18 protein-coding genes are annotated in these 19,530 nt (G+C 71.5%); 16 read left to right on the top strand and 2 right to left on the bottom strand.

The window, feature by feature from the left end:
* Nucleotides 1–271 precede the first annotated feature (271 nt).
* The 4 genes from ACN27J_RS16870 (at nt 272) to ACN27J_RS16855 (ending at nt 5,180) form a co-directional block, all read left to right on the top strand.
* Entirely contained in the window at nt 272–2,602 is a 2,331-nt protein-coding gene (locus ACN27J_RS16870; RefSeq protein WP_421367282.1) for a 2OG-Fe(II) oxygenase, read from the top strand.
* A gap of 189 nt (nt 2,603–2,791) precedes the next feature.
* On the top strand, nt 2,792–2,914 hold the full coding sequence (locus ACN27J_RS16865; protein ID WP_421367281.1) for a hypothetical protein: 123 nt from the start codon (nt 2,792–2,794) through the stop codon (nt 2,912–2,914).
* A 188-nt stretch (nt 2,915–3,102) separates the two neighbouring features.
* Nucleotides 3,103–4,401: a vanadium-dependent haloperoxidase gene (locus tag ACN27J_RS16860; RefSeq protein ID WP_421367280.1), complete on the top strand. Its 1,299-nt coding sequence runs from the start codon at nt 3,103–3,105 to the stop codon at nt 4,399–4,401.
* Nucleotides 4,402–4,586: 185 nt separating this feature from the next.
* On the top strand, nt 4,587–5,180 hold the full coding sequence (locus ACN27J_RS16855) for a hypothetical protein (protein ID WP_421367279.1): 594 nt from the start codon (nt 4,587–4,589) through the stop codon (nt 5,178–5,180).
* Nucleotides 5,181–5,196: 16 nt separating this feature from the next.
* On the opposite strand, the gene ACN27J_RS16850 is transcribed toward ACN27J_RS16855, so the two are convergent.
* On the bottom strand, nt 5,197–5,460 hold the full coding sequence (locus ACN27J_RS16850) for a helix-turn-helix transcriptional regulator (protein WP_421367278.1): 264 nt from the start codon (nt 5,458–5,460) through the stop codon (nt 5,197–5,199).
* A 223-nt stretch (nt 5,461–5,683) separates the two neighbouring features.
* Here ACN27J_RS16850 and ACN27J_RS16845 point away from each other — a divergent pair, with 223 nt between their 5' ends.
* The 3 genes from ACN27J_RS16845 (at nt 5,684) to ACN27J_RS16835 (ending at nt 7,993) form a co-directional block, all read left to right on the top strand.
* Complete coding sequence (locus tag ACN27J_RS16845) at nt 5,684–6,628, top strand: acyltransferase domain-containing protein (protein WP_421367277.1); 945 nt, start codon at nt 5,684–5,686, stop codon at nt 6,626–6,628.
* Between the two features lie 82 nt (nt 6,629–6,710).
* Entirely contained in the window at nt 6,711–7,256 is a 546-nt protein-coding gene (locus tag ACN27J_RS16840) for an RNA polymerase sigma factor (protein WP_421367276.1), read from the top strand.
* 80 nt (nt 7,257–7,336) lie between these two features.
* Entirely contained in the window at nt 7,337–7,993 is a 657-nt protein-coding gene (locus tag ACN27J_RS16835) for a hypothetical protein (protein ID WP_421367275.1), read from the top strand.
* Between the two features lie 138 nt (nt 7,994–8,131).
* Here the strand turns inward: ACN27J_RS16835 and ACN27J_RS16830 are convergent, their stop codons facing one another.
* A complete protein-coding gene (locus tag ACN27J_RS16830; RefSeq protein ID WP_421367274.1) occupies nt 8,132–11,026 on the bottom strand; it encodes an AAA family ATPase in 2,895 nt (964 codons plus the stop codon).
* A 258-nt stretch (nt 11,027–11,284) separates the two neighbouring features.
* Between ACN27J_RS16830 and ACN27J_RS16825 the strand changes: the two genes are divergently transcribed.
* The 9 genes from ACN27J_RS16825 to ACN27J_RS16785 all read left to right on the top strand — a co-directional run bounded on the left by ACN27J_RS16825 (nt 11,285) and on the right by ACN27J_RS16785 (nt 19,529).
* Nucleotides 11,285–11,539, top strand: coding sequence for a hypothetical protein (locus tag ACN27J_RS16825; protein ID WP_421367273.1), 255 nt, complete (start codon nt 11,285–11,287; stop codon nt 11,537–11,539).
* 39 nt (nt 11,540–11,578) lie between these two features.
* A complete protein-coding gene (locus ACN27J_RS16820) occupies nt 11,579–13,456 on the top strand; it encodes a phage tail sheath family protein (RefSeq protein ID WP_421367272.1) in 1,878 nt (625 codons plus the stop codon).
* An 11-nt stretch (nt 13,457–13,467) separates the two neighbouring features.
* Nucleotides 13,468–13,968: a phage tail protein gene (locus tag ACN27J_RS16815; RefSeq protein ID WP_421367271.1), complete on the top strand. Its 501-nt coding sequence runs from the start codon at nt 13,468–13,470 to the stop codon at nt 13,966–13,968.
* Complete coding sequence (locus ACN27J_RS16810) at nt 13,968–14,759, top strand: hypothetical protein (RefSeq protein ID WP_421367270.1); 792 nt, start codon at nt 13,968–13,970, stop codon at nt 14,757–14,759. The genes ACN27J_RS16815 and ACN27J_RS16810 overlap by 1 nt, the downstream gene beginning before the upstream one ends.
* A 293-nt stretch (nt 14,760–15,052) precedes the next feature.
* Nucleotides 15,053–15,757: a hypothetical protein gene (locus ACN27J_RS16805; protein ID WP_421367269.1), complete on the top strand. Its 705-nt coding sequence runs from the start codon at nt 15,053–15,055 to the stop codon at nt 15,755–15,757.
* 7 nt (nt 15,758–15,764) lie between these two features.
* Nucleotides 15,765–16,571 carry a Pvc16 family protein gene (locus tag ACN27J_RS16800; RefSeq protein ID WP_421367268.1) on the top strand — a complete coding sequence of 269 codons (807 nt, stop codon included), beginning with the start codon at nt 15,765–15,767 and terminating at the stop codon, nt 16,569–16,571.
* Nucleotides 16,568–18,625 (top strand): ATP-binding protein, encoded by a 2,058-nt coding sequence (locus tag ACN27J_RS16795; protein ID WP_421367267.1) that lies wholly within the window; start codon nt 16,568–16,570, stop codon nt 18,623–18,625. Before ACN27J_RS16800 ends, ACN27J_RS16795 begins: the two co-directional genes overlap by 4 nt.
* Nucleotides 18,622–18,873, top strand: a complete 252-nt coding sequence (locus tag ACN27J_RS16790) for a hypothetical protein (RefSeq protein WP_421367266.1) — start codon at nt 18,622–18,624, stop codon at nt 18,871–18,873. The genes ACN27J_RS16795 and ACN27J_RS16790 overlap by 4 nt, the downstream gene beginning before the upstream one ends.
* Entirely contained in the window at nt 18,873–19,529 is a 657-nt protein-coding gene (locus ACN27J_RS16785) for a hypothetical protein (RefSeq protein WP_421367265.1), read from the top strand. Before ACN27J_RS16790 ends, ACN27J_RS16785 begins: the two co-directional genes overlap by 1 nt.
* The last annotated feature ends 1 nt before the right edge of the window (nt 19,530 follow it).

Below are 19,530 nucleotides of genomic sequence, written 5' to 3'. Positions count from 1 at the left end.
CAGTCCCGGGGATCGACGATCGGGATCTTGTGGCTACACGAGCATGCTGTGCGTCGTGGCCCGCACACGCCAGTTGGTCCTCGACATCCTCCTCGCCGACCTGTCCGGCCTGCCATGACACCGACCGGGCCGGGCGCGTGGTCGGAACGGAACTCGGCCACCAGCAAGGACCGCACCGTTTGCACGGAGTGCTGCGGCCGACATCGGACCCGATGTCCGTCGGACCGGAACTGCGGTGGCTCCAGTGGACCGTCTGACCTAGAGTCTGCTCGTGCCTGCACCGACCGTTGCCCCAAGTGTCCGATTCGCCGAGCTGCTGGGCGTCGCGGTACGGTCGGTGTCGTTCAGCGCCTGTCGGACCGTGCCGGCTGGCGGCCTGCAGCTGACCGTACGCGGTGTCGGACCGATCGCCTTCCCCGTGACCGCCGGGCCGGCGGAGCAGCTGTGCTCGGTTGGCCGGCCGGCCAGGTTCGGCAAGGGTGAACAGACGCTGACGGACGCCGGGGTCCGCGACACGTGGGAGATCCCGACGAACCTCGTCGACATCGACGAACAGCGGTGGCACGAGACGCTCCACCCGATGCTGGACCACCTCCGGGCCGACCTCGGCCTGCCGCAGGGGTGCGAACTGGTGGCCGAGCTGCACTCGATGCTGGTGTACGCGCCCGGCCAGTTCTTCGCGTCACATCAGGATTCGGAGAAGGCCGATGCCATGATCGGCACTCTGGTGGTGACGCTACCGTCGAAGTCGGCCGGCGGCGTGCTGTCGATCGAGCACGCCGGCCGGACCGGGACCTACGAATCGTCACCGGACGAGCTGACCTTCGTCGCGTTCTACGCCGATTGCCGGCACCAGGTGTCGCCGGTGACGGCGGGCCACCGGATCGTGTTGACCTACAACCTGCTGCTCGCCGGTGACCCGGTCGCCTTGGCCGCCGGCTCGCTGGGCCAGGACCTGGTCACCGAGCTGGCCGGCTGCCTGGACGATCACTTCGCCGAATCGTCCGACGAGCCCGCCCGGCTGGTCTACCTGCTGGATCACGAGTACACCCAGCGGGCGTTGGGCTGGGACCGGCTCAAGGGCGACGACGTCGGACGCGCCGCAGCGGTACGGGCGGCCGCGCAGGCCGCCGGTTGTGAGGTCACCCTGGCGTTGGCGGAACTGCAGGAGACCTGGAGCGCCGCCGACCCCGAGGAATCATGGGGCGGCTGGGGTCGGGGCCGGGGTCGATACGGTCGGTATCGATACGACGAGGAGGAATCCAGCGGCGGGAGCGAGTCGGGCGAGTACGAGCTCGAAGACCTCATCGACTCGTCGATGACCCTCGACTGCTGGCTGGACGAGTCCGGCGAGGTGGTGCCCACATCGCTGCGGATTTCCGACGACGAGGTGTGCGCCACGACGCCCACCGCGAACCTGTCACCCCAATCGTCCGAGTACGAGGGGTACATGGGCAACTACGGCAACACGTTGGACCGGTGGTACCGCCGGGCGGCGATCGTCGTGTGGCCGCACCGGTGGACCTTCGCGGTCCGGGCGCAGGCGTCGCCAGGCTGGGCCCTCGACCGGCTCACCGATCTGCTGCGAGCCGGGGACGTCGCCGGTGCCCGGCGCAGCGCCGCCACGCTCGCCTCGTTCTGGCGGGTCGCCCCGGCGGCCGGTGAGCTTGTCGTCGGGCGGGCGTTGGCGGTCGCCTGGGAGCTCGACGAGCCGGATCTGGCCGCCATGCTGCTGGCGCCGCTGCGGGTGGAGACGCTGGCGCCGGCCGACGCCCCGGTGCTCGCCCGCCTCGCCACCCGCTACGGCGAGTCCTGGACCCGGGAGCGGGTCAACGGCTGGTTCGGCCGAAACTGGCTGTCCCATTCGTCGCTGTTCGACAAGCAGACCCCGGACTGGCTGGCATCGCTGCCCGCGATGTGCGCGGCGCTGCGTGCCACCCCCGACACCGGGGGTGTGCTGGTCGGCCGGCTGCTGGTGGCCGGCGTCTGGTCCGAACTGCACGGCCGGGCCCGAGGAATGCTCACCTACCCGGCGGCCCGCGACCGGCGTAGGTACCTCGCGGACCTGGGGCCGCAGATCGCCGTCGTCCTGGCCGGTGCCGCCAGCCTCGGTACGGCGGACCTGGCTGACGGGGCGGTCGAGTTCCTCTGCCAGGACGAGGACGACGTGCTTGCCTGCACGATGTCGGCGCTGCGGGCCACCCGCGCGACCGCAGCGGACCAGTCGGGGCAGCAGGTGGCCGGCCTCGACACCCTCACCGCGCACGCCGCCCGACGACTGGAGCAGCGGCTCGCCCGGCCAGTTCGGGCCGCCGACGACTGGTCGGTGGCGCTGCCCGAGGGATGCGACTGTGAGCTGTGCACCACCTTGGTGGCGTTCCTCGGCGATCCGGCGCGCCGCACCTTCGAGTGGCCGCTGGCCGAGCAGCGCCGCCGCCACGTCCACTCCCGGATCGACCAGGCAGACCTGCCCGTCGACCATCAGACCCGGCGCAGCGGGCGACCGTACACTCTGGTGCTGCGTAAGACCGACGCGCTCTTCGACCGCGAACGCGAGACCCGCCGCCGCGCCCAGGAGGACCTGGCCTGGCTCCGGCCGTAAGTACAAGAGGTGACGGCGGGTTGCCATCCCGTCGAACACCCCGCTGGACCGGGCCCACCGGATGCTCCAGGAGGCTTTCGGGTTGCCTGGTGAGGGGCCGTACGCCTTCCGCACCGACGAGTACCCGAACGTCGCGCCCGGGACGGGCCAGATCGGCGTCCCGGTGGTAAGGGCTGCCCGAGACGGCCGTTGACCCTGCTGGCCGACCTCACCGACCTCACCGACCTCGCCGTCGAGCACGGCCTCGGTACGACCAGCTTCCATGCGGCCGCCCGCGACCGGCGCACCGTGGATCCCGAGGACGACTACTGAGGCACCGCCTACTGATACACCCACGTCGGGCGTGACATCGACAGCAGAGTGTCAATATGATCAATATTGGGGCATTGTCGGTCGAAGTCTCCCTTGTTACCTTGGCTTAGACGGCAGTCGATGAGTTGGCCCCGGCTGCTCCACGGTTCGGGCCCGACCTGTCGGCGTACCAGCCAGGGAGGTCAGGCATGGGCCGAGATCTGTTGCGTCGTCGTGGCGGGGCTGCCGCCGCAGTGCTCGCGTTGGTGGCACCGGTGGCGGTCGGCTCGCCAGCGGCAGCTGCGTCCACTCCGGGCGTCCCGCTCAACGCGGTGGTCGTGTGGGACGCGAACGCGCAGACGGCGATCTGGGACATCGCCGGCCAGCAACCGGCACAGGTGTCTGGGCGAAGCTTCGCGATGGTCAGTGGCGCGGTCTACGACGCGGTGAACGCGATCGCCGGAACGCCGTACCAGCCGTACCTGGTCGCGCCGCGATCCCGCGGATTCGAGTCCACGGACGCCGCCGTCGGCGCCGCCGCGCACCGGGTGCTGCAAACCCTGTTTCCGGCACAGCAGCAGCGGCTGCAGGCACAGTACGAACAGTGGCTCGGCCGCATCCCCGACGGCCGAGCCAAACGGGGCGGGATAGCGATCGGCGAGCAGACCGCCGCCGCGATGATCGTCGCCCGGCACGACGACGGGGCGTTCGGGGACCAACTGTGGACGGTCGGCACCGGGCCCGGCCAGTGGCGGCCCACACCCCCGGGCTTCGGCAACGCCGGGGCCTGGTTCGCCGACCTGAAACCCTTCCTGATCCCCGACCCGGCGGCGTTCCGGACCGCTGGGCCGCCCGCGTTGACCAGTCGCGCCTACGCCCGTGACGTCAACGAGATCCAGCGGATCGGCGCGGCGACCAGCACGGTCCGTACCGCCGATCAGACCGAGGCCGCGCGGTGGTGGCACGACCGGCGGTCCCCCAGCTGGGAGATCAAACGGCAGATCGCCACCAGCCAACGCTTGGACGTGCTGCAGACGGCGCGGCTGTTCGCCATGGTCGACATCACCGGTACGGACGCAGCGGTCGCCTGCAACGACGACCGGGACAACTGGAGCTTCTGGCGGCCAATCACCGCCATCCAGTTGGCCGACACCGACGGCAACCCTCACACCACGGTGGACCCGGACTGGACGCCGCTGCTGGTCACCCCGCCCCAGCCAGACCACCCGTCCGGCAACACCTGCGGCACTGGTGCCCGGATGGCGGCCAACCGGCTGTTCTTCGGCACCGACCGCATCCCGTTCAGCGCCTACAGCGTCGACACCGGCACCAGAAGACACTTTCACAGCTTCTCGCAGGCCACCGCCGAGGTCGTCGAGGCGCGCATCTGGGGCGGCATCCACTTTCGTAGCGCCGACGTCAACGGTGCCCGACTCGGCGAGGCCGTCGCCGAATACATCGCCCGACACCATTTCCAGCCACTCAGGCAGGGGGAGGACGGCGGGTGACGTGACCAACGGTGGCGGGCCGTTCCTACCGTGGTGCCATGTACGGCTGGTGGAGTCGTCGGCTTGCACAGTCGGTCTTCGGAGCCGACCGGCGGAGGGAACGCCGGGAGCGGCGAGCGTGGACGCGCGAAACCAGACGAGGGCTTCGCGAGCTGCGACACGAGGACGATAGACGCCGGGCCGTCATGGCCTGGTCGGCGTGGGCCGCGCTGGCCGTCTGGTTGCTGATCACGGTGGTGGCCGCACGCCTTATGTCGTCGGCCAGTGCCGCGCCGGTGACCTCCGCCCTCGTGGCGGTCGCCCTGCTACTACCCACGATCTTCGCCGTTGGGCTGCTCAAAGAGAACTTCCCCATGGCGGCGGTGGTGTGCGCCTGCGGACTGGTCACGGCGGCGGCCCTGTCTTCGCCCTCAGCGATGCTGATGCACCTGATGTTCGGGCGGCCGGCCGAAGCCACCGTCGTCGAGGTGCGGTGTCCGCCCGAGCCCGGGTCGTGCGTGTACCGGGTGGCGGTCGCAGGGACTGACAAGCAGGAGCCGGGATGGCTGTACCGCTGGCCGCATGGCCAACTGGAGCAGGGCCAGCGAATCGAGGTCTCCGCAGTGCCCGGCCAGTGGGTCCAGCCGGTGGAACGCGACCGGACGCTGTCGGTCATCGAACAGGTCTCCGTCGCAGTGGCCGCCCTGGCGCAGCTGGCGGCGTTGCTGGCGGCGGTGGGTGCCGTGGTGGGACGCCGCAGCTGGCTCGTGAACGAGATCGAGCTGTGGGTCGCTGGCTGAGGCGGTCATCGGGGCGTCACCATTCTTCCCCTGTGGTGATCTCGCGGCCCGCGCCACGGCGTAGCTCCAGATGCAGGCCGAGGGTCGAGACCACCGCTAGCACCTTGTCGAGCTGTACGGTCCGTTTGCCGTTCTCCAGGGCGTAGACGAACCGTTCGGAGACTCCGGCGAGATCGGCCAGCTCGTCCTGGCACAACCCGAGTGCGCGCCGACGCTGGCGGATTGCGTCGGTGAACTCGTCGCGCTCCCGGCCGCTCTCCACAGGTTCGGCCCGTCGCATCCTTCACTCACCTCAGCAAAACCGCACGATCGTGCGGCCTAGGGTCAGCTTAAGGCTCTCCGGGGCGGCCGCACAGCATATTCCGCACGTACGTGCGGATCAGCTGCCTTGTGGGGCGATGCGGGCCGAGCGGGTGACGCTAGCCGCACGTACGTGCGGTTCGACGGCGGTGGGGCCGGGCTCCGGCGCGGACGCTGGTGGCCGCGGCGGTAGCGTCGTCCGGGTGAACCTGGACGAGACCGCCGCCCGGCTCGGGGTGCCCGTCGCCGACGTCGAACGGGTGCACCGGCTCGCCGGTGACCGGCCGTCGGCTCCGCTGCCAGCCAGGGCCGACGTGCCCGAGATCCTGGACCGGCTCGCGGTGCGGCCGGACGACGCCGCCGAGATCATGGCCGGCTGGCCGGACCCCGACTCACCGCTGTGGACCCCGGAGCTGTGCTGGCTGCTCGACCGGACGATCGCCCTGGTCCGGGCCGACCTCGGCGGCTACGCATGGCTGGCACCCGGCCCGGAGCTGCCCCGCGACCGGGGACCCGCCTGGCGGCACCTTTACGTGTACGCGTACCTGGCCCTGGTCGGCGTCGTCCGGACGTACCACCGCGACCACGGCATCGCCGACGCCGTGTCCTGGACGACCCTCGCGGACCTGGGCCGTAACCTCGCCATCGACCGGCGGATGCGTGGCGAGGGCTGGCCGGTGATGCGGGCCTGGCTGACCCTGCACGTGCGCGGCAGCCTCTACGAGCTGGGCCGACTGCAGCACCACCGCAGCGACGGCGCCATCGAGCTGCACATCCCGGACGCGGGGCCGTTGACCCCGGAGGCGGTCACCGGGTCACTCGACGCTGCCCGCGCGTTCTTCCCCCGGCACTTTCCCGACGAGCGGTACGCGGCGTTCGCCTGCGGGTCGTGGCTGCTCGACCCGCAGCTGCGGGAGTATCTGCCGGAGGACTCGAACATCGTCCGGTTCCAGTGCCGGTTCGAGTTGGAGCCGTACCAGGAGCCGGACGGGCTGGACGCCGACGTCGAGGTGCTGCGGTTCGTGTTCCGCACGCTGACCACGCCGCTCGACGCGCTGCCACGCCGTACCGTGCTGCAACGCGCCGTCGTCGACCACCTGACGGCCGGCCGCCACTGGCAGTGGCGCCGCGGCCGCTTCCCGATCTGACCACGGCCTGGCGATCGTCTGGCCACGCTTGCTCTCCGCCCGGTTCGGTAACCCCGACGGCCGAGGCGGAAACAGACCGGGTATGGACGACGACCGGACAAGATTCGCGGAACTGTTCCGGCGACATTACGGCGCGGTGATGCGGTACGCGGCCCGCCGGGTCGGCCGGGAACGCGCGCCCGACCTCGTCAGCGAGGCGTTCCTCGTCGCCTGGCGACGCCTGCCGGACGTACCGGCCACTGACCCACTGCCCTGGCTGTACGCCACCACCCGGCACCTGATCGGCAACGAGATCCGGGGCCGGGACCGGCAGGCGAGGCTGACGTCGCGACTGGGCGAGGTTGCCGAGACGGTCACGGCCGACCACGCCGATGCCGTCGTCGACCAGGTACGGGTACGTCGGGCGCTGGCGCAACTGTCCGAAGCGGACCAGGAGGCGCTTCGGCTGGCTGTCTGGGAAGGGCTCGACGCCACCACCGCCGCCACCGTCATGGGCTGCAGTCGTACCGCGTACAAGGTGCGGTTGTTTCGGGCTCGGCGGCGGCTGGCGGCCGCGTTGGAGCCGACACCGACCAGGAGACCGGCGGACGCCGCGCTCTCCCCGCTGGCAAACGAAGGAGGACGATGATGGAGACCGACCGACTGATGCGCGACGCGGATCCCGTCGCCGGCTGGCAGGTGGACGCGGAGTCGCCACAGGCTGCGGCGATGCTGGCCGGCATCCTGGCGCAGCAGCAATCGCCGCCGCAGGCCGACGCCGCGCAACCGTCCGGCATGACGGGGGTACGGCGACAACCCACCGCCGCTGTTCGTCGGGTGCGGCACCGGCGGCTCGCGCTCGGCGGGGTCGCCGCCGCAGCCGTGGCGGTGGCCCTCGCGGCGTCGACGATCTGGCTCGACGGCCCCGGCGGCGCCACCCCCGCGTACGCGGTCACCGCCAACCCGGACGGCTCGGTGGAGCTGATCGTGGAGTGGGACCGGCTAAATGACCCGGCCGGTCTCGCTGCCGACCTGCGCCAAGCCGGCGTGCCGACCGAGCTGCACAACGGCATGCCGACTCGTCCCGTACCGTTTTGTGACCCCGCAGAGACAGAACGGACAGGCGAAGGCTTGAACAACATGAGTCCCAGCGGGGAGCCGGTATCCACCGACGGGTACGTCATACGGCCGGCGCTGTTTCCCGATGACAGCACCCTAACCATCTCGCATTACTCCGACCCAGCGACGCAGATGACATACGTGATGTTCTATCTCGCGCCAACCGACGGCACATACTGTTCCCTGTCAGGCGTGCTTGGCACAGCGCGTTACACCGGACCCGGCCCGCACCCGACCAGGATCGTGTGGCCACAACCAGCCGAGTGAGCGTGTGGCTGTGCGTCGAGGTGACGCTGACGTACGTAATTCTCGCGGTTTTGACGTGCGCCAGCGTCACTTCGATGGCTCGCTGCCGTCGCGGCGCCGGAAGGCGGGTTCGCCCGCGTTGGCGCGCCGGACCCGGTGTCATACCGTTTCCCGGTCGGTTCCGGCGTTGGCGAGGAGGCGGACGACGCCGATCCGGGTGGTGAGGCCGAGCTTGGCGAGCAGGTGGGAGACGTGTTTCTCGACGGTCCGTTCGCTCAGGTACAGCCGGGTGGCGATCGCGGCGTTGCTGTGCCCGGCGGCGACCAGGTCGGCCACTTCGCGCTCGCGCCGGGTCAGTACCGCGAGTCCGTCGTCGGACGGCGCGGCGGACGCCGTATTGATTCGTGGCCGGTCACCGAGGCGTCGTAGCTCGCGGAGGGCGGCGTCCCGGAAGCCGGCTGCGCCGAGCGCGTCGAGGTCTGCGGCGGCGTTGCGCAGCTCGGCACGGGCCAGGTCGGTGCGCCCCTGGGCGGCAAGAGCCTGCCCGGCCAGGATCCGGCAGCGGCCGGCCCACAGGGGGGTGCCGGCCTGGGCGGCGGCCTCCGCCCCCGCCAGCGCGACGTCGGCCGCGGTCGCCACGTCGTCGGCGGCGAGGAGGACGGTGGCCCGAATCCTGGCGTGGATGCCCGCGAAGGTGCCGGTGAGACGGGCACCGGCGGCCTCGGCGGCGCGATCGGCGAGCCGGGCGGCGTCGTCGCGTCGTTCTGCGGCGATCAGGACCCGTACCCCGACGTCCACCGCGCGGAGGCGTTCGCGAGGCCAGACCGTCGGGTTGATCCACCCGTAGGTGTCCAGGGCCGCGATGGCGCCGGCCACGTCTCCGGCGGCCAGGCGGGCGTCGGCGAGCGTGAACCCGATGGAGTTTCCGTTCGTGTTGCCGTTGCTGTGGGTGTCGCCGGTGGTCGCGTGTTCCAGGGCGGCGGTGATGTCGCCCTGGGCGAGTGCGACCCGGCTGGCCACGAACGAGGCCCAGACCCGCAGCTGTGGGCTGCCGGTGGCCACCGCACTGTCCAGCGCCTCGGCCGCGTCGGCGGCAGCAGCTTGGAGTTGGCCGCGTTCCTCGTGCACGACTGCGCGGATCACGAGGAACGATGAGGCCAACAGCCCTTGACCGGTGTCTTCGGACAGGCGCAGCGCGCGGCGCGCGCGCCGCGCGGCACCGTCGATGTCACCGGCGTTGAGCTGGTTGACGCACAACAGGAAGTCGGTCTGGAGCCGGTCGGTACGGGCCTGGTCGGGCTCGCTGTCAGCGACGGCGACCGCACGGGCCATCCGGCGGTCGACCTCGTCTCGGACCGTCGGGTCCGCCGACAGCGCCAGGCGCTGAGCGACCCCCGCAGCCGAGGTCAGCGCACCGGCTTCGAGGGCGGTGTCGCCGAGCGTCGCGGCGCCGCTGGCAGCGTCGTCGGCCAACCGCAGCGCGGCCGGAAGATCACCCCACCAGGACCGATCGTTGGCCAGAGCGAAAGTGAGCAGTGTCGTCAAGCGGGGATCGCGGTCGCCGAGCGCGGCCAGCTCATCCTCCAGCAGCCGGCGGATCTCGATTCCGTTGCCGAGCCACAGCCCTGTCAAGCGGACCATGATCTGAAGGACCCTGACCCGCTCGACGAACCGTTCGGGTGGGATCAGACTGAGTGCGTGCCGGAGCACGTCCCGAGCCTTCGCCGGAAGGCCAGCGCTGGCCAGGGCCGGGCCTTGCGCGCAGAGCAGGGCCAGGTGACGGTCGGCGTGCCTCGGATCGGCCGGCAATAGGCGCAGCGCCGCCTCGTACCAGCCCGCCGCCGACGCCGGGGCGACCGGTAGCGCCGTGTCGGCAGCTTCGGTGAGCAAGGCGACCGCGTCGAGGTCGCCCGGCCGAGCGGCCCGTTCGACGTGGTAGGCCCGGCGCATCGGGGCGACGCCACGGTGACGCAGGGCCTCGGCGACCCGGTCATGCGCCCCGATCAGCCAACCATCGCCGGCGTCGTGGTAGACCGCGCGCCGGATGAGGGGATGCCGGAAGTGGTAGATTCCGGGCGCGCCGCCAGCCCGCACCAGGTCGACGGCGAGCAGCGCGTCCAGCGCGGCCAGCGCCTCGGGCGGGTCGAGTCCGGCCGCCACCCCGGCGAGCACCGGTTCGAACGGATCACCGGCGACCGCAGCGCCCCGAATCAGGTCACGGGCCGCAGCCGGCAGGCCATCGACCTCGGCGGCGAGCGCGGCCCGCACGGCGGTAGGCACTACGAAGGCGCCCAGGGGTGTGTTGGACTGCCCGGCCCGGTACGGCCTGGCGCCAGACTCGGCCAGCTGCTCCAGGTAGAACGGATTGCCCCCGGTGAGCTGATGCAGCTCACCCTGGGCGGCCGGACTCAGGTCCGGGTAGAGCCGTCCGACGGCGCGCACCGACAAGGGTGCCAGGTCGAGCAGGGCCCCGTCATCGTGGCGGACCGCGTGCGCCAGCGCGGATTCCAGGGTCGGTGCCTGTCCGGTGCGCGCGGCGAGCGCGGTCAGGACCGCGCCGCGTGGTGGCCGGTGCAGCAGCAGGGCGAGCACCTCGGCAGAGGCCGGGTCGGCCCAATGCACGTCATCGAGCACAAGTACCACCGGCCGCTCCCGGCTCAGGGTCTCCAGCAACGCCCGGACCGCACGGGCGACGGCGTGCCGTTCGAAGGGACGCGGCCCGCCGGTGACCGTGTCCGGCGGCCCGGGCTCGGCGCCGAGGGCGTCGAGGGCCCGGGCATCCCGGTCGGACAGTGTCGACCGAGCCTGCGAGTTCACCGCGAGCGAGTCGTCCAGCAGCGCGAACGGGACGTCGCGTTCGAGTTCGGACGCCCGCCCGGCGAGCACGAGGGCGCCGCCGCGGCATGCGAGATCGGTGACCTCGGACAGCAACCGGGTCTTGCCGACTCCCGGCTCACCACGCAAGCCGACGGTGCGGAACTGGCCCGCGGCCGCGTCGTGAAACGCCCGCCGGAGGGTTGCGATCTCGCTCTCGCGTTCGAGCAGGTTCGCCAACCGGGACCTCACGAGGTGGCCAGACCGGCGCCACCTGCCGGGGTGCGCGGGTCAGACATAAGTGTCCATGTGGGTACTACCACCCATACCGAGGGCATGATCCACCGGGGCACCATGGGACCCGTCCTCATGACGCCCGGAGGACGACAACACCATGACCGCCCTACCCGTCACGCCGGAATCCGCGAACCAACATTGCGTGAGCACACCGTCGGGCGTGTCTCCATCAGACCCGCGAATTGACTCTGAGGAACCTTCGTGTCGTTGCACATCGGCAATATATCTGGGCGTCTTCTGAGCGTGGAACTGGCTGACGGCCGGACGCTGCACCTCGCCCCGGGAGAGACATCGCCAGAGGTCGATGAGGTGGGCGTCGGGCCGAGCACGAGCGCCGGCCGTCTCGTCGCCGCCGGTCTGCTCACGCTGAGCGCCGCCGCCGCCTCGCCGAGCGCCGCCGCGACGCGATCCACGACGCCCACCCGGAAGACCGCCTCGACGCGGTCCCAAGACTGATCCACCGCCGTCCGTCGTCTGCAGAGAACGGGACACCACATGGAATTGCTGCATCCAGGCGTCTACATCCGGGAGGTCTCCAGCGGGGTTCGGCCGCTGGAGGGCGTCAGTACCTCGACCGCGGCGTTTCTGGGTGCCGCAAGTTCCGGGCCGGTGGACGGCGCCGTCATGGTGACGAGTTTCATCGAGTACCAGTCGATGTTCGGCGGCTTCCGGACGGACAGCTACCTCACGCACGCCGCGCTGCACTTCTTTGCCAACGGCGGTCGCCGGCTCTACGTCGTGCGGGTTGCCAACGACGCGAAGACCTCCTCGGCTGAGATCGCCGACCGTCGGGAGCAGTCCGGCGAAGCCCTGACCGTGACCGCGACAAGCCCCGGCGCGTGGGGCAACGAACTGGACGTCACCATCGCCGACGCGACGCTGGACGGCGCCGGGGCGTACCGGCTCACCGTGTCGCGGGATGGCACACCGGTGGAGTCCTACGACAACCTGAGCGTGGACCGCGAGTCGCCGGCGTTCGCCGACGCCGTGGTCAACGCCCGGTCCAGCCTGATCCGCGTGCACACCCCGGACGATGTGGCGACGGGCGCGGCGGCCGGCACCAGCGTGAGCGGCGCCGACCCGGCCCCCAGCCTGTCTGGGGACCGCCGGTCCCTCACGATCGACCTGCACGGCGACGGGCCTCGGACGATTGTCCTGGCCGACCCGGTGAGCACGCCAGAGGAGATCGCCGCCGCGATCCAGGACGCGGTTCAGGGGCTGACTCCGCAGCGAGCGACCACACCGGCCGGCGCGTTCAGCCGGTTCACCGCCACGTTCACCGACGGGCAGTACGTGCTGACCTCGGGTGAGCCCGGCATGCGTTCGTCGGTGCGGGTCAGCAACAGCCAGGACGCGAACGCGGCCGGCTTGCTACGCCTGGGCACCACGAACGGCGGCACCGAGGCGACGGGTGGCTCGGTGCTGCGCCCGGCCGGCGGCACCTACCTGCTCGGCGACGGGGTGGTCTCCGGAGCGACCCGTGCCGTCGTCGCGGGCGACGATGGCAAGACTCCACAGGACGGCGACTACCTCGCCGCCTTCAGCCGGCTCGACCGCGTCACCGACGTGAACCTGGTCGCGGTGCCCGGTATCGGGTCGAAGCCGGTGCTGGACGGCGGCTCGGGTTACTGCGCCCTGCGCGCGGACTGCTTCTTCATCGGCGATATGCCGTCCACAGCGGACACTAAGGAGGCTGCGAAGGACTTCGTGAACGGTCTGACGGTCAAGAACTCCTTCGCCGCAGTCTACTTTCCGTGGTTGTCGATGGTGGATCCGCTGGGCTCGTCGCCGGATCCGGTGCTGGTGCCGCCGTCCGGCTTCGCTGCGGGCCTGTACGCCAGGACCGATGCCCGGCGCGGCGTGTGGAAGGCGCCGGCCGGGACCGAGGCCAACGTATCCGGCGCGGTCGGGCTGGCCCGGGTGGTGACCGATGCGGAGCAGGACACGCTGAACCCGATCGGGGTCAACGTCGTCCGCTTCTTCCCGTCTGCCGGGATCGTGCTGTGGGGTGCCAGGACACTCGCGCTGTCGGACCCCGAGTACCGATACATCCCGGTGCGCCGGCTTGCGATCTTCCTGGAACGCAGCATCTACAACGGCATCCAGTGGGCCGTCTTCGAGCCCAACGACGAGGACCTGTGGGCGAGCCTGCGGATGAACATCGGTGCCTTCATGATGACCCAGTTCCGGGCCGGTGCTTTCCAGGGCGACACGCCGGCAAAGGCGTTCTTCGTCAAGTGTGACGCCCAGACCAACCCGCAGGACCAGGTCAACGCCGGGATCGTCACCGCCCACGTCGCCTTCGCCCCGTTGCGGCCGGCCGAGTTCGTGGTCATCCGGATAAGCCAGAAGACGGCGGAAGCCGCAGTATAGGAAACGAGTAGATGGCAAAGTTCACGGTCAACACGCATCGCTTCGACCCGTACCGCAACTTCAAGTTCCGAGTCAAGATCGACAACCGGTACGTCGCCGGTCTGAACCGCTGCAGCGCGCTGCGCCGCAGCACCGAGGTGATCACCTGGCGGGAGGGCGGCGACCCCAGCCTGAGCCGGCAACTGCCCGGCATGACCACCTACGACCCGGTGACCCTGGAGGCAGGGGTCACCCACGACCCGACCTTCGAGGAGTTCGCCAACCTGGTGCACAACTTCGAGGGTGACGCGGCGTCCTCGCTGAAGAACTTCCGCAAGGACATCATCATCGACGTCTTCAACGAGGCCGGTGTGAAAGTCATCTCCTACCTGCTGTCCCGTTGCTGGGTGTCGGAGTACCAGGCGCTGCCGGACCTGGACGCGGGCAGCGCCGCTGTCGCGATCCAGCAACTCAAGATCGCCCACGAGGGCTGGCGTCGTGACCCGTCGGTGGTCGAGCCTGCGGAGTCCTGATGGGGCACGCCCTCACGGTGTGCTTGCCGGGATCGGCCGACCAGACCACGCCGGTCACGGTCGCTGCGCTGCGCGGCCGGGACGAGAAGTGGCTTGGCGGCCTGGACCCGGCGACCCCCCGGGAGTCGGCGGTCATCCGGCTGCTCGCCCACCGGACGCGGATCGCCGCTGACACCCTGCGGGACCTGCCGGTGGGCGACCGCGACTTCCTCGTCCTCAAGTTGGGCGAGGCCAGCTTCGGTGGCCGGGTCGAGCTGACGTTCGCCTGTCCTCGGGGAAGCTGCGGCGCCGTGATGGACACCGGCTTCGACATCGACGACCTGCCGGTGCACCGCTCGCCCCGGCAGCCGGACTACCCGGTGCCCGGGTGGGGCCAGCTCCGGTTTCGCCTGCCCGTGGCCGGCGACCTGACGGATCCGGCGGTCGTCGGCGCCGACGACCCGGAGACCGCGCTGCTGGCCCGCTGCCTGGTCGGTCCCGGCGCCGACCAGGCTGACGACCCGGCGGTGCGGGCGGCCGTCGCGGACGAGATGCGGCGGGTGATGCCCGGGGTGCCACCGGAGATGTCGCTGTGGTGCCCGGAGTGCGGGCACGAATTCGAGGCCGCGTTCGACCCGGCAGCCTGGCTGCTCGGTCGGATCCGGCGCGGCCGGGCGCTGCTCGACCGCGACATCCACCTGCTCAGCTTCCACTACCACTGGCCGCTGGCCAGCATCCTCGCGCTGTCCGGACCGGAACGGCGCGAATACGTGTCACTGCTGGAACGCCAACTCGGGCTGGCGACCTCATGACCGCCGACTACCTGAGGCGCCTCGCGGGCGTCGCGACATCGACCCTCGGCGACATCCACAGCGACATCCGCACCCCGCCGCCGGCTCCGTCCCGGCAGCCGTCAGAAGAGCCAGCACCGCCGGACTCCACCGCGCCGGCACCGGAGAGATCCCTGCCGGAACGCGAGTCGTCCACGCCGCCCGCGCCCGTGCGCCCGGACCCCGCACCATCGACCGTCGCGGCGGCCATGTCCGGATCGGACGCGTCAATGGCACGGCCCGAGCGTCCTTCGGCCAGCCCGCCCGTCCCGTCCGTGCGGTCATTCGCCACGCCAGCGGCGGCCATGCCAGCGGCGGCCACGACCGCCACCGGCCCACCAGGAACCTCGGTCGTCCGGCAGGCGGACGCGGCCCACGCCATCGGCGGCGCCCACGCGGACGCCAGGCCGGCGCCCGAGAGCGGTCCGCGGACCGCAACCGATCTCGCGGCGGCGCCCCTGCGGCATGCCGGCATCCGGGCGGTACAGGACCTCGGCGTCCAGCAGGCCAGTGACCAGGCACGCCGGCGGCCGGCGACCGCCCCCGACACGGCCGACCCGCGGCTGCGCGAGCACCTCGACAGCCTTGGACAACGACTGCTCGCCGCCCACCCACCGACCGCACCCGCCCCGGTCACCACAGACCGGCCACCAACGACGACGCCGCTCCCGGTCACCACAGACCGGCCATCAACGACGACGCCGCTCCCGGTCACCACGGCGGCCGCGACGCGCCCGGCCACCGTGCCGCCGTTCGCCGGTCACGGCACGCACGAGATGCCGCCGTCCGCCCCGCCGCGAGACACCGGTCCGGGCCGGCCAGCGGCGAACGCCGAGCCCTCGTTGACGATCGACCATCTGGAGGTACGTGTCGTGGTGGAACCGCCGCCCCGTCAGCAGGCGACCCCGGCGCCGCGCCCGCCCGCCGAGACCCGGCCCGCCTGGGCCGACAGCACCCGGCGCTACCTGCGGAACCGGTGAGCACCCCATGATCGGACTGGTCAGTGAGTCACTGAGGAACCTTCTCGTGGCCAAGATGGTGCCCACCACGAACGTCACCCTGTTGTCGCCTGCCGCGGACAGTTCCCTGCGCAACGGGATCAACCTGTTCGCCTACCGGCTGATCCCCAACGCCTTCCTGGCCAACCGCGACTTCCAGCCGGTCCACGGCCGGCCGGGCGAGCTGGCCGCTCCGCCGCTGGGGCTGAGCGTGTACTACCTGATGACCTCGTACGCCACGACGCACGAGGTGAGCGGCGACGCCGAGGCCCAAAGCCAGCTCGGTGAGGCCATGCGGGTGCTGTACGAGGACGCGATCATTCCGGCTGAGTACCTGGAAGACGGTCTGCCTCCCGGCGCGCTTCGGATCACCCTGCAACTGGTCGACCAGGACGAGGTGAGCCGGGTCTGGACCGCACTGGAGCTGCCGTTCCAGCTCTGCGCCATCTACGAGGTCGCCACCGTCGACCTGGCCACGGTGGCGCGGCGGCCGGCGGCCCCCCGGGTGACCGGGACAAGCGTGAGCATGGCGGCCGGGGCGGAGCGTCCCCGGGTCACCGCGATGTCGCCGCGGTCCGGCCCGGTGGGCACGACCCTGGAGTTCACGGGCGAGCACCTGGCCGGGTGGACCGTGACGGTCACCGTGGGCGGCCAGGACGTAAGCCCTGCCGGGCCGGTCACGGCCGACCGGTTCACTGTCGAGGTGCCGCCCGGGCTGGCGGCGGGCCGTTACGCGGTCGAGGTGGACACCGGCAGGCTGACGTCGTTCCAGTCTGAGTTCGAGGTCACTGCATGATCGGCGTGGTGGAGCCGTTCCGTGACGGGCGTGAGCACCTCGTGGCCGAGCTGGCGTGGCTCGACGCGGCGCTGCTGGCGCTGGTCCGGGCGATGCCGAGGGCGGCGGACGGGGGGCAGGGGTGGTTCGTCTCCGCCGCCGAGACCGAGTCCCTACTGGTCCCCGGGGGCCGGGCGGCCGTCCCGCCGGACGGGCCGGCGACCGAGCTGTTGACGCTGCGTGCCGCCCTGCGTGAGCGCCGCGCGGCGTCGGCGGCGGCCGGGGTGGCGCTTCCGCTCGACCGGGTCTGCTCCGCGTTCGGTCTGGGGCCGGTGGCGGAGATCCTGGTCGTGGCGTGTCTCGCCGCCGAGGTCGACGCGGCGTACGGCAAGGTCTTCTGCTACCTGCACGACGATGTGAGCCGGACCCGGTTCAGCCGGGATCTGGCACACCGGTTGGCCATGGTGGCCGGGGCCACCGGCGCATCGGTGCCGGTCGACCGGTCGGCACCGGTGTTCCGGTGGGGTGTGGTGTCCGCCGGTGAGGGGGCAGGCCCCGCCCAGGAACTGATCCTCGACCCCGACGTGACGGACTTCCTGCTGGAGCGGCCCGTCCGAGGCGTGGCACGGGACACGGCAGCCGGCTCAGATGTCGGCTCCGTGGCCGCCGCGCTGTATCCGGAGCCGATCGAGGAGCTCACCCGGCTGTTGAAGCAGCAGCGGGCGACGGTGGTGCGGTTCGACGGCCCGGGCTCCAGCGACGGTGCGGCCGTCTTCGTCGCGGTCTGCCGCGTGCTGGGCGTCGGGTACGAGCGCGTACGCCTCGACCCGGTGACCCCACCGGAGGTGACCCGCGAGCAGCTTCGCGGCGCGTACCGCCGGGCGGCGTTGACCGGCTCCGGCGTCTTCCTCGACGGGCTGGACGACCTGCAGGCCGACCCGAGGGCCCAGGCTGCGCTGCTCGGGCTCGACGAGACGATTACCGCCGGGTCGTGGTGCACCGGGGTGACCGGCGGGGCCGGCTGGCCGGTCCCCGGCGAGGTGACCGTGCTGCCCGTGCGGCTGGAGCTGCCGGCGCATCCCGAGCGGACCCGGGCCTGGCGGCAGGCCGTACCCGGTCTGCCGGACCGGGACGCCGCGACGCTGGCCGCGAGATCGGCGAGCGGCACGGCGGACATGGCCGCCACGGTGGCGCTGGCCCGGCTCCTCGGTGGGGGCGCCGACCCCGACCGGGCCGGCATCGAGGCCGCCAGGCGGATCAGCGGCCGGTCCGGGGCAACCAGCGGGACCATCATGGTGGTGCCCCGTGCGAACTGGGACGACCTTGTGCTTCCGGCCGACATTGCGGCGCACCTGCGGGAGTTCTGCGCGCAGATCCGGCACCGGGCACGCGTCGGACACGAGTGGGGGCTGTGGCGCCGCGCCTCGCTCGGCCGTGGCCTGGCGGCACTGTTCCTCGGGCCCAGCGGCACCGGCAAGACGCTCGCCGCCGAGGTGGTGGCCGGCGACGCCGGCATGGACCTGATGAAGATCGACCTGTCGGGGGTGGTCAGCAAGTACATCGGCGAGACCGAGAAGAACCTGGCCAGGGTCTTCGACGACGCCGCCCGCCGCGGCGCCGTGCTGTTCTTCGACGAGGCCGACGCGCTGTTCGGCAAGCGCTCCGAGGTCCGCGACGCGCACGACCGGTACGCCAACGTCGAGGTCGGTTTCCTGCTGCAGAAGGTCGAGGAGTTCGACGGCGTGGTGATCCTGGCGACGAACCTGCCCCGCAACATCGACGACGCGTTCCTGCGCCGGATGCGGATGTCGGTCGAGTTCCCCTTCCCGGACGAGGCGGCCCGCCTGCGTCTCTGGCAGGCCCACCTGCCGCCGGAACTTCCCCGCGACGACGACGTGGACCTGGCCGCGCTCGCCCGCGAGTGCAAGGTCGCCGGCGGCGTCATCAGCAAGATCGTCTGGAACGCGGCGTGCCTTGCCGCCGACGAGGGCGACCGGCTGCGGATGGCGCACCTGCGCCACGCCGTGCGCCGCGAGTACCAGTGGCTCGGCAAGCCCGTACCGGTGGCGCGATGACCGACGAGACCGGGCAGACCCGGATCGGGCGGGTCGGCGTGAGCTTCTCCGGGGGTGTCGATCCGGCGGCGGCGCGCGCCGCCGCCGAACGGGCGCTCACCGCACTCGCCGGGTCCGCAGTACCGGGCCGAGGCCACCTCGCGGACCTGCGGCTGGACGTCCGGGTAGCACAGGGCAGCGAACAGCACATGGCGGAGGCCATCGCGGCGGCGGTCGCCGCCGCGATCCGCCGTGAAACGGGGAGATGATGGCCGACTCCTTCACCAACCGGCCGCGCCTGACCAAGGGTGCGCTGGTCGATTCGACGATCCTGGCCGTGCCGCCGCTGGTGGTGCCGTTCCAGTTCAACCCAGAGCAGATGACCCGCCAGCGCGGCGTCACCATTCAGGAGCCGCCGTCGCGGCGGGGCCGGGCGGAGTTCCAGCCAACCGACGAGAGCCTCGGCGAGGCTCAGACCGTCCTGATCGACTCGGAGACCATCTCGCTGGAGGTGCGACTGGACGCCACCGACGCGCTGGAGACCGGTGACCCGGTCGCCGTCGAGTTCGGCGTGCTGCCCGCGCTGTCCGCGCTGGAACTGATGGTCACGCCGAGAGCGGAGACGTTCTTCGGCGAGCTGCTCGGGGTCTTCTCCGATGTCGGCTTCGGCGACCGCACCAGTACCCCGGTACTGATCTTCGTCTGGGGCCGGCGGGTCAACGCGGTCCGCCTCACCTCGCTGACGATCAACGAGGTCGCCTACCTGCCCAACCTCGCCCCGAGCCGGGTCACCGTGAACCTGAGCATGCAGGTCCTGACCGGCCAGAACCCGTTCCACAGCTTCATGCAGACGCAGCGGCGCGTGCTCGCCGCCGTCAACCTGCGCGAAGCCCCCGACCTGATCCACTCGCTGCCCTTCCTGTGAG

Origin of the sequence: Solwaraspora sp. WMMB762 (assembly GCF_049179115.1) — a bacterium.
Taxonomy (GTDB): domain Bacteria; phylum Actinomycetota; class Actinomycetes; order Mycobacteriales; family Micromonosporaceae; genus Micromonospora_E.
The sequence above is the reverse complement of the archived record's forward strand: the minus strand, read 5'-3'. Positions and strand labels throughout refer to the sequence as shown.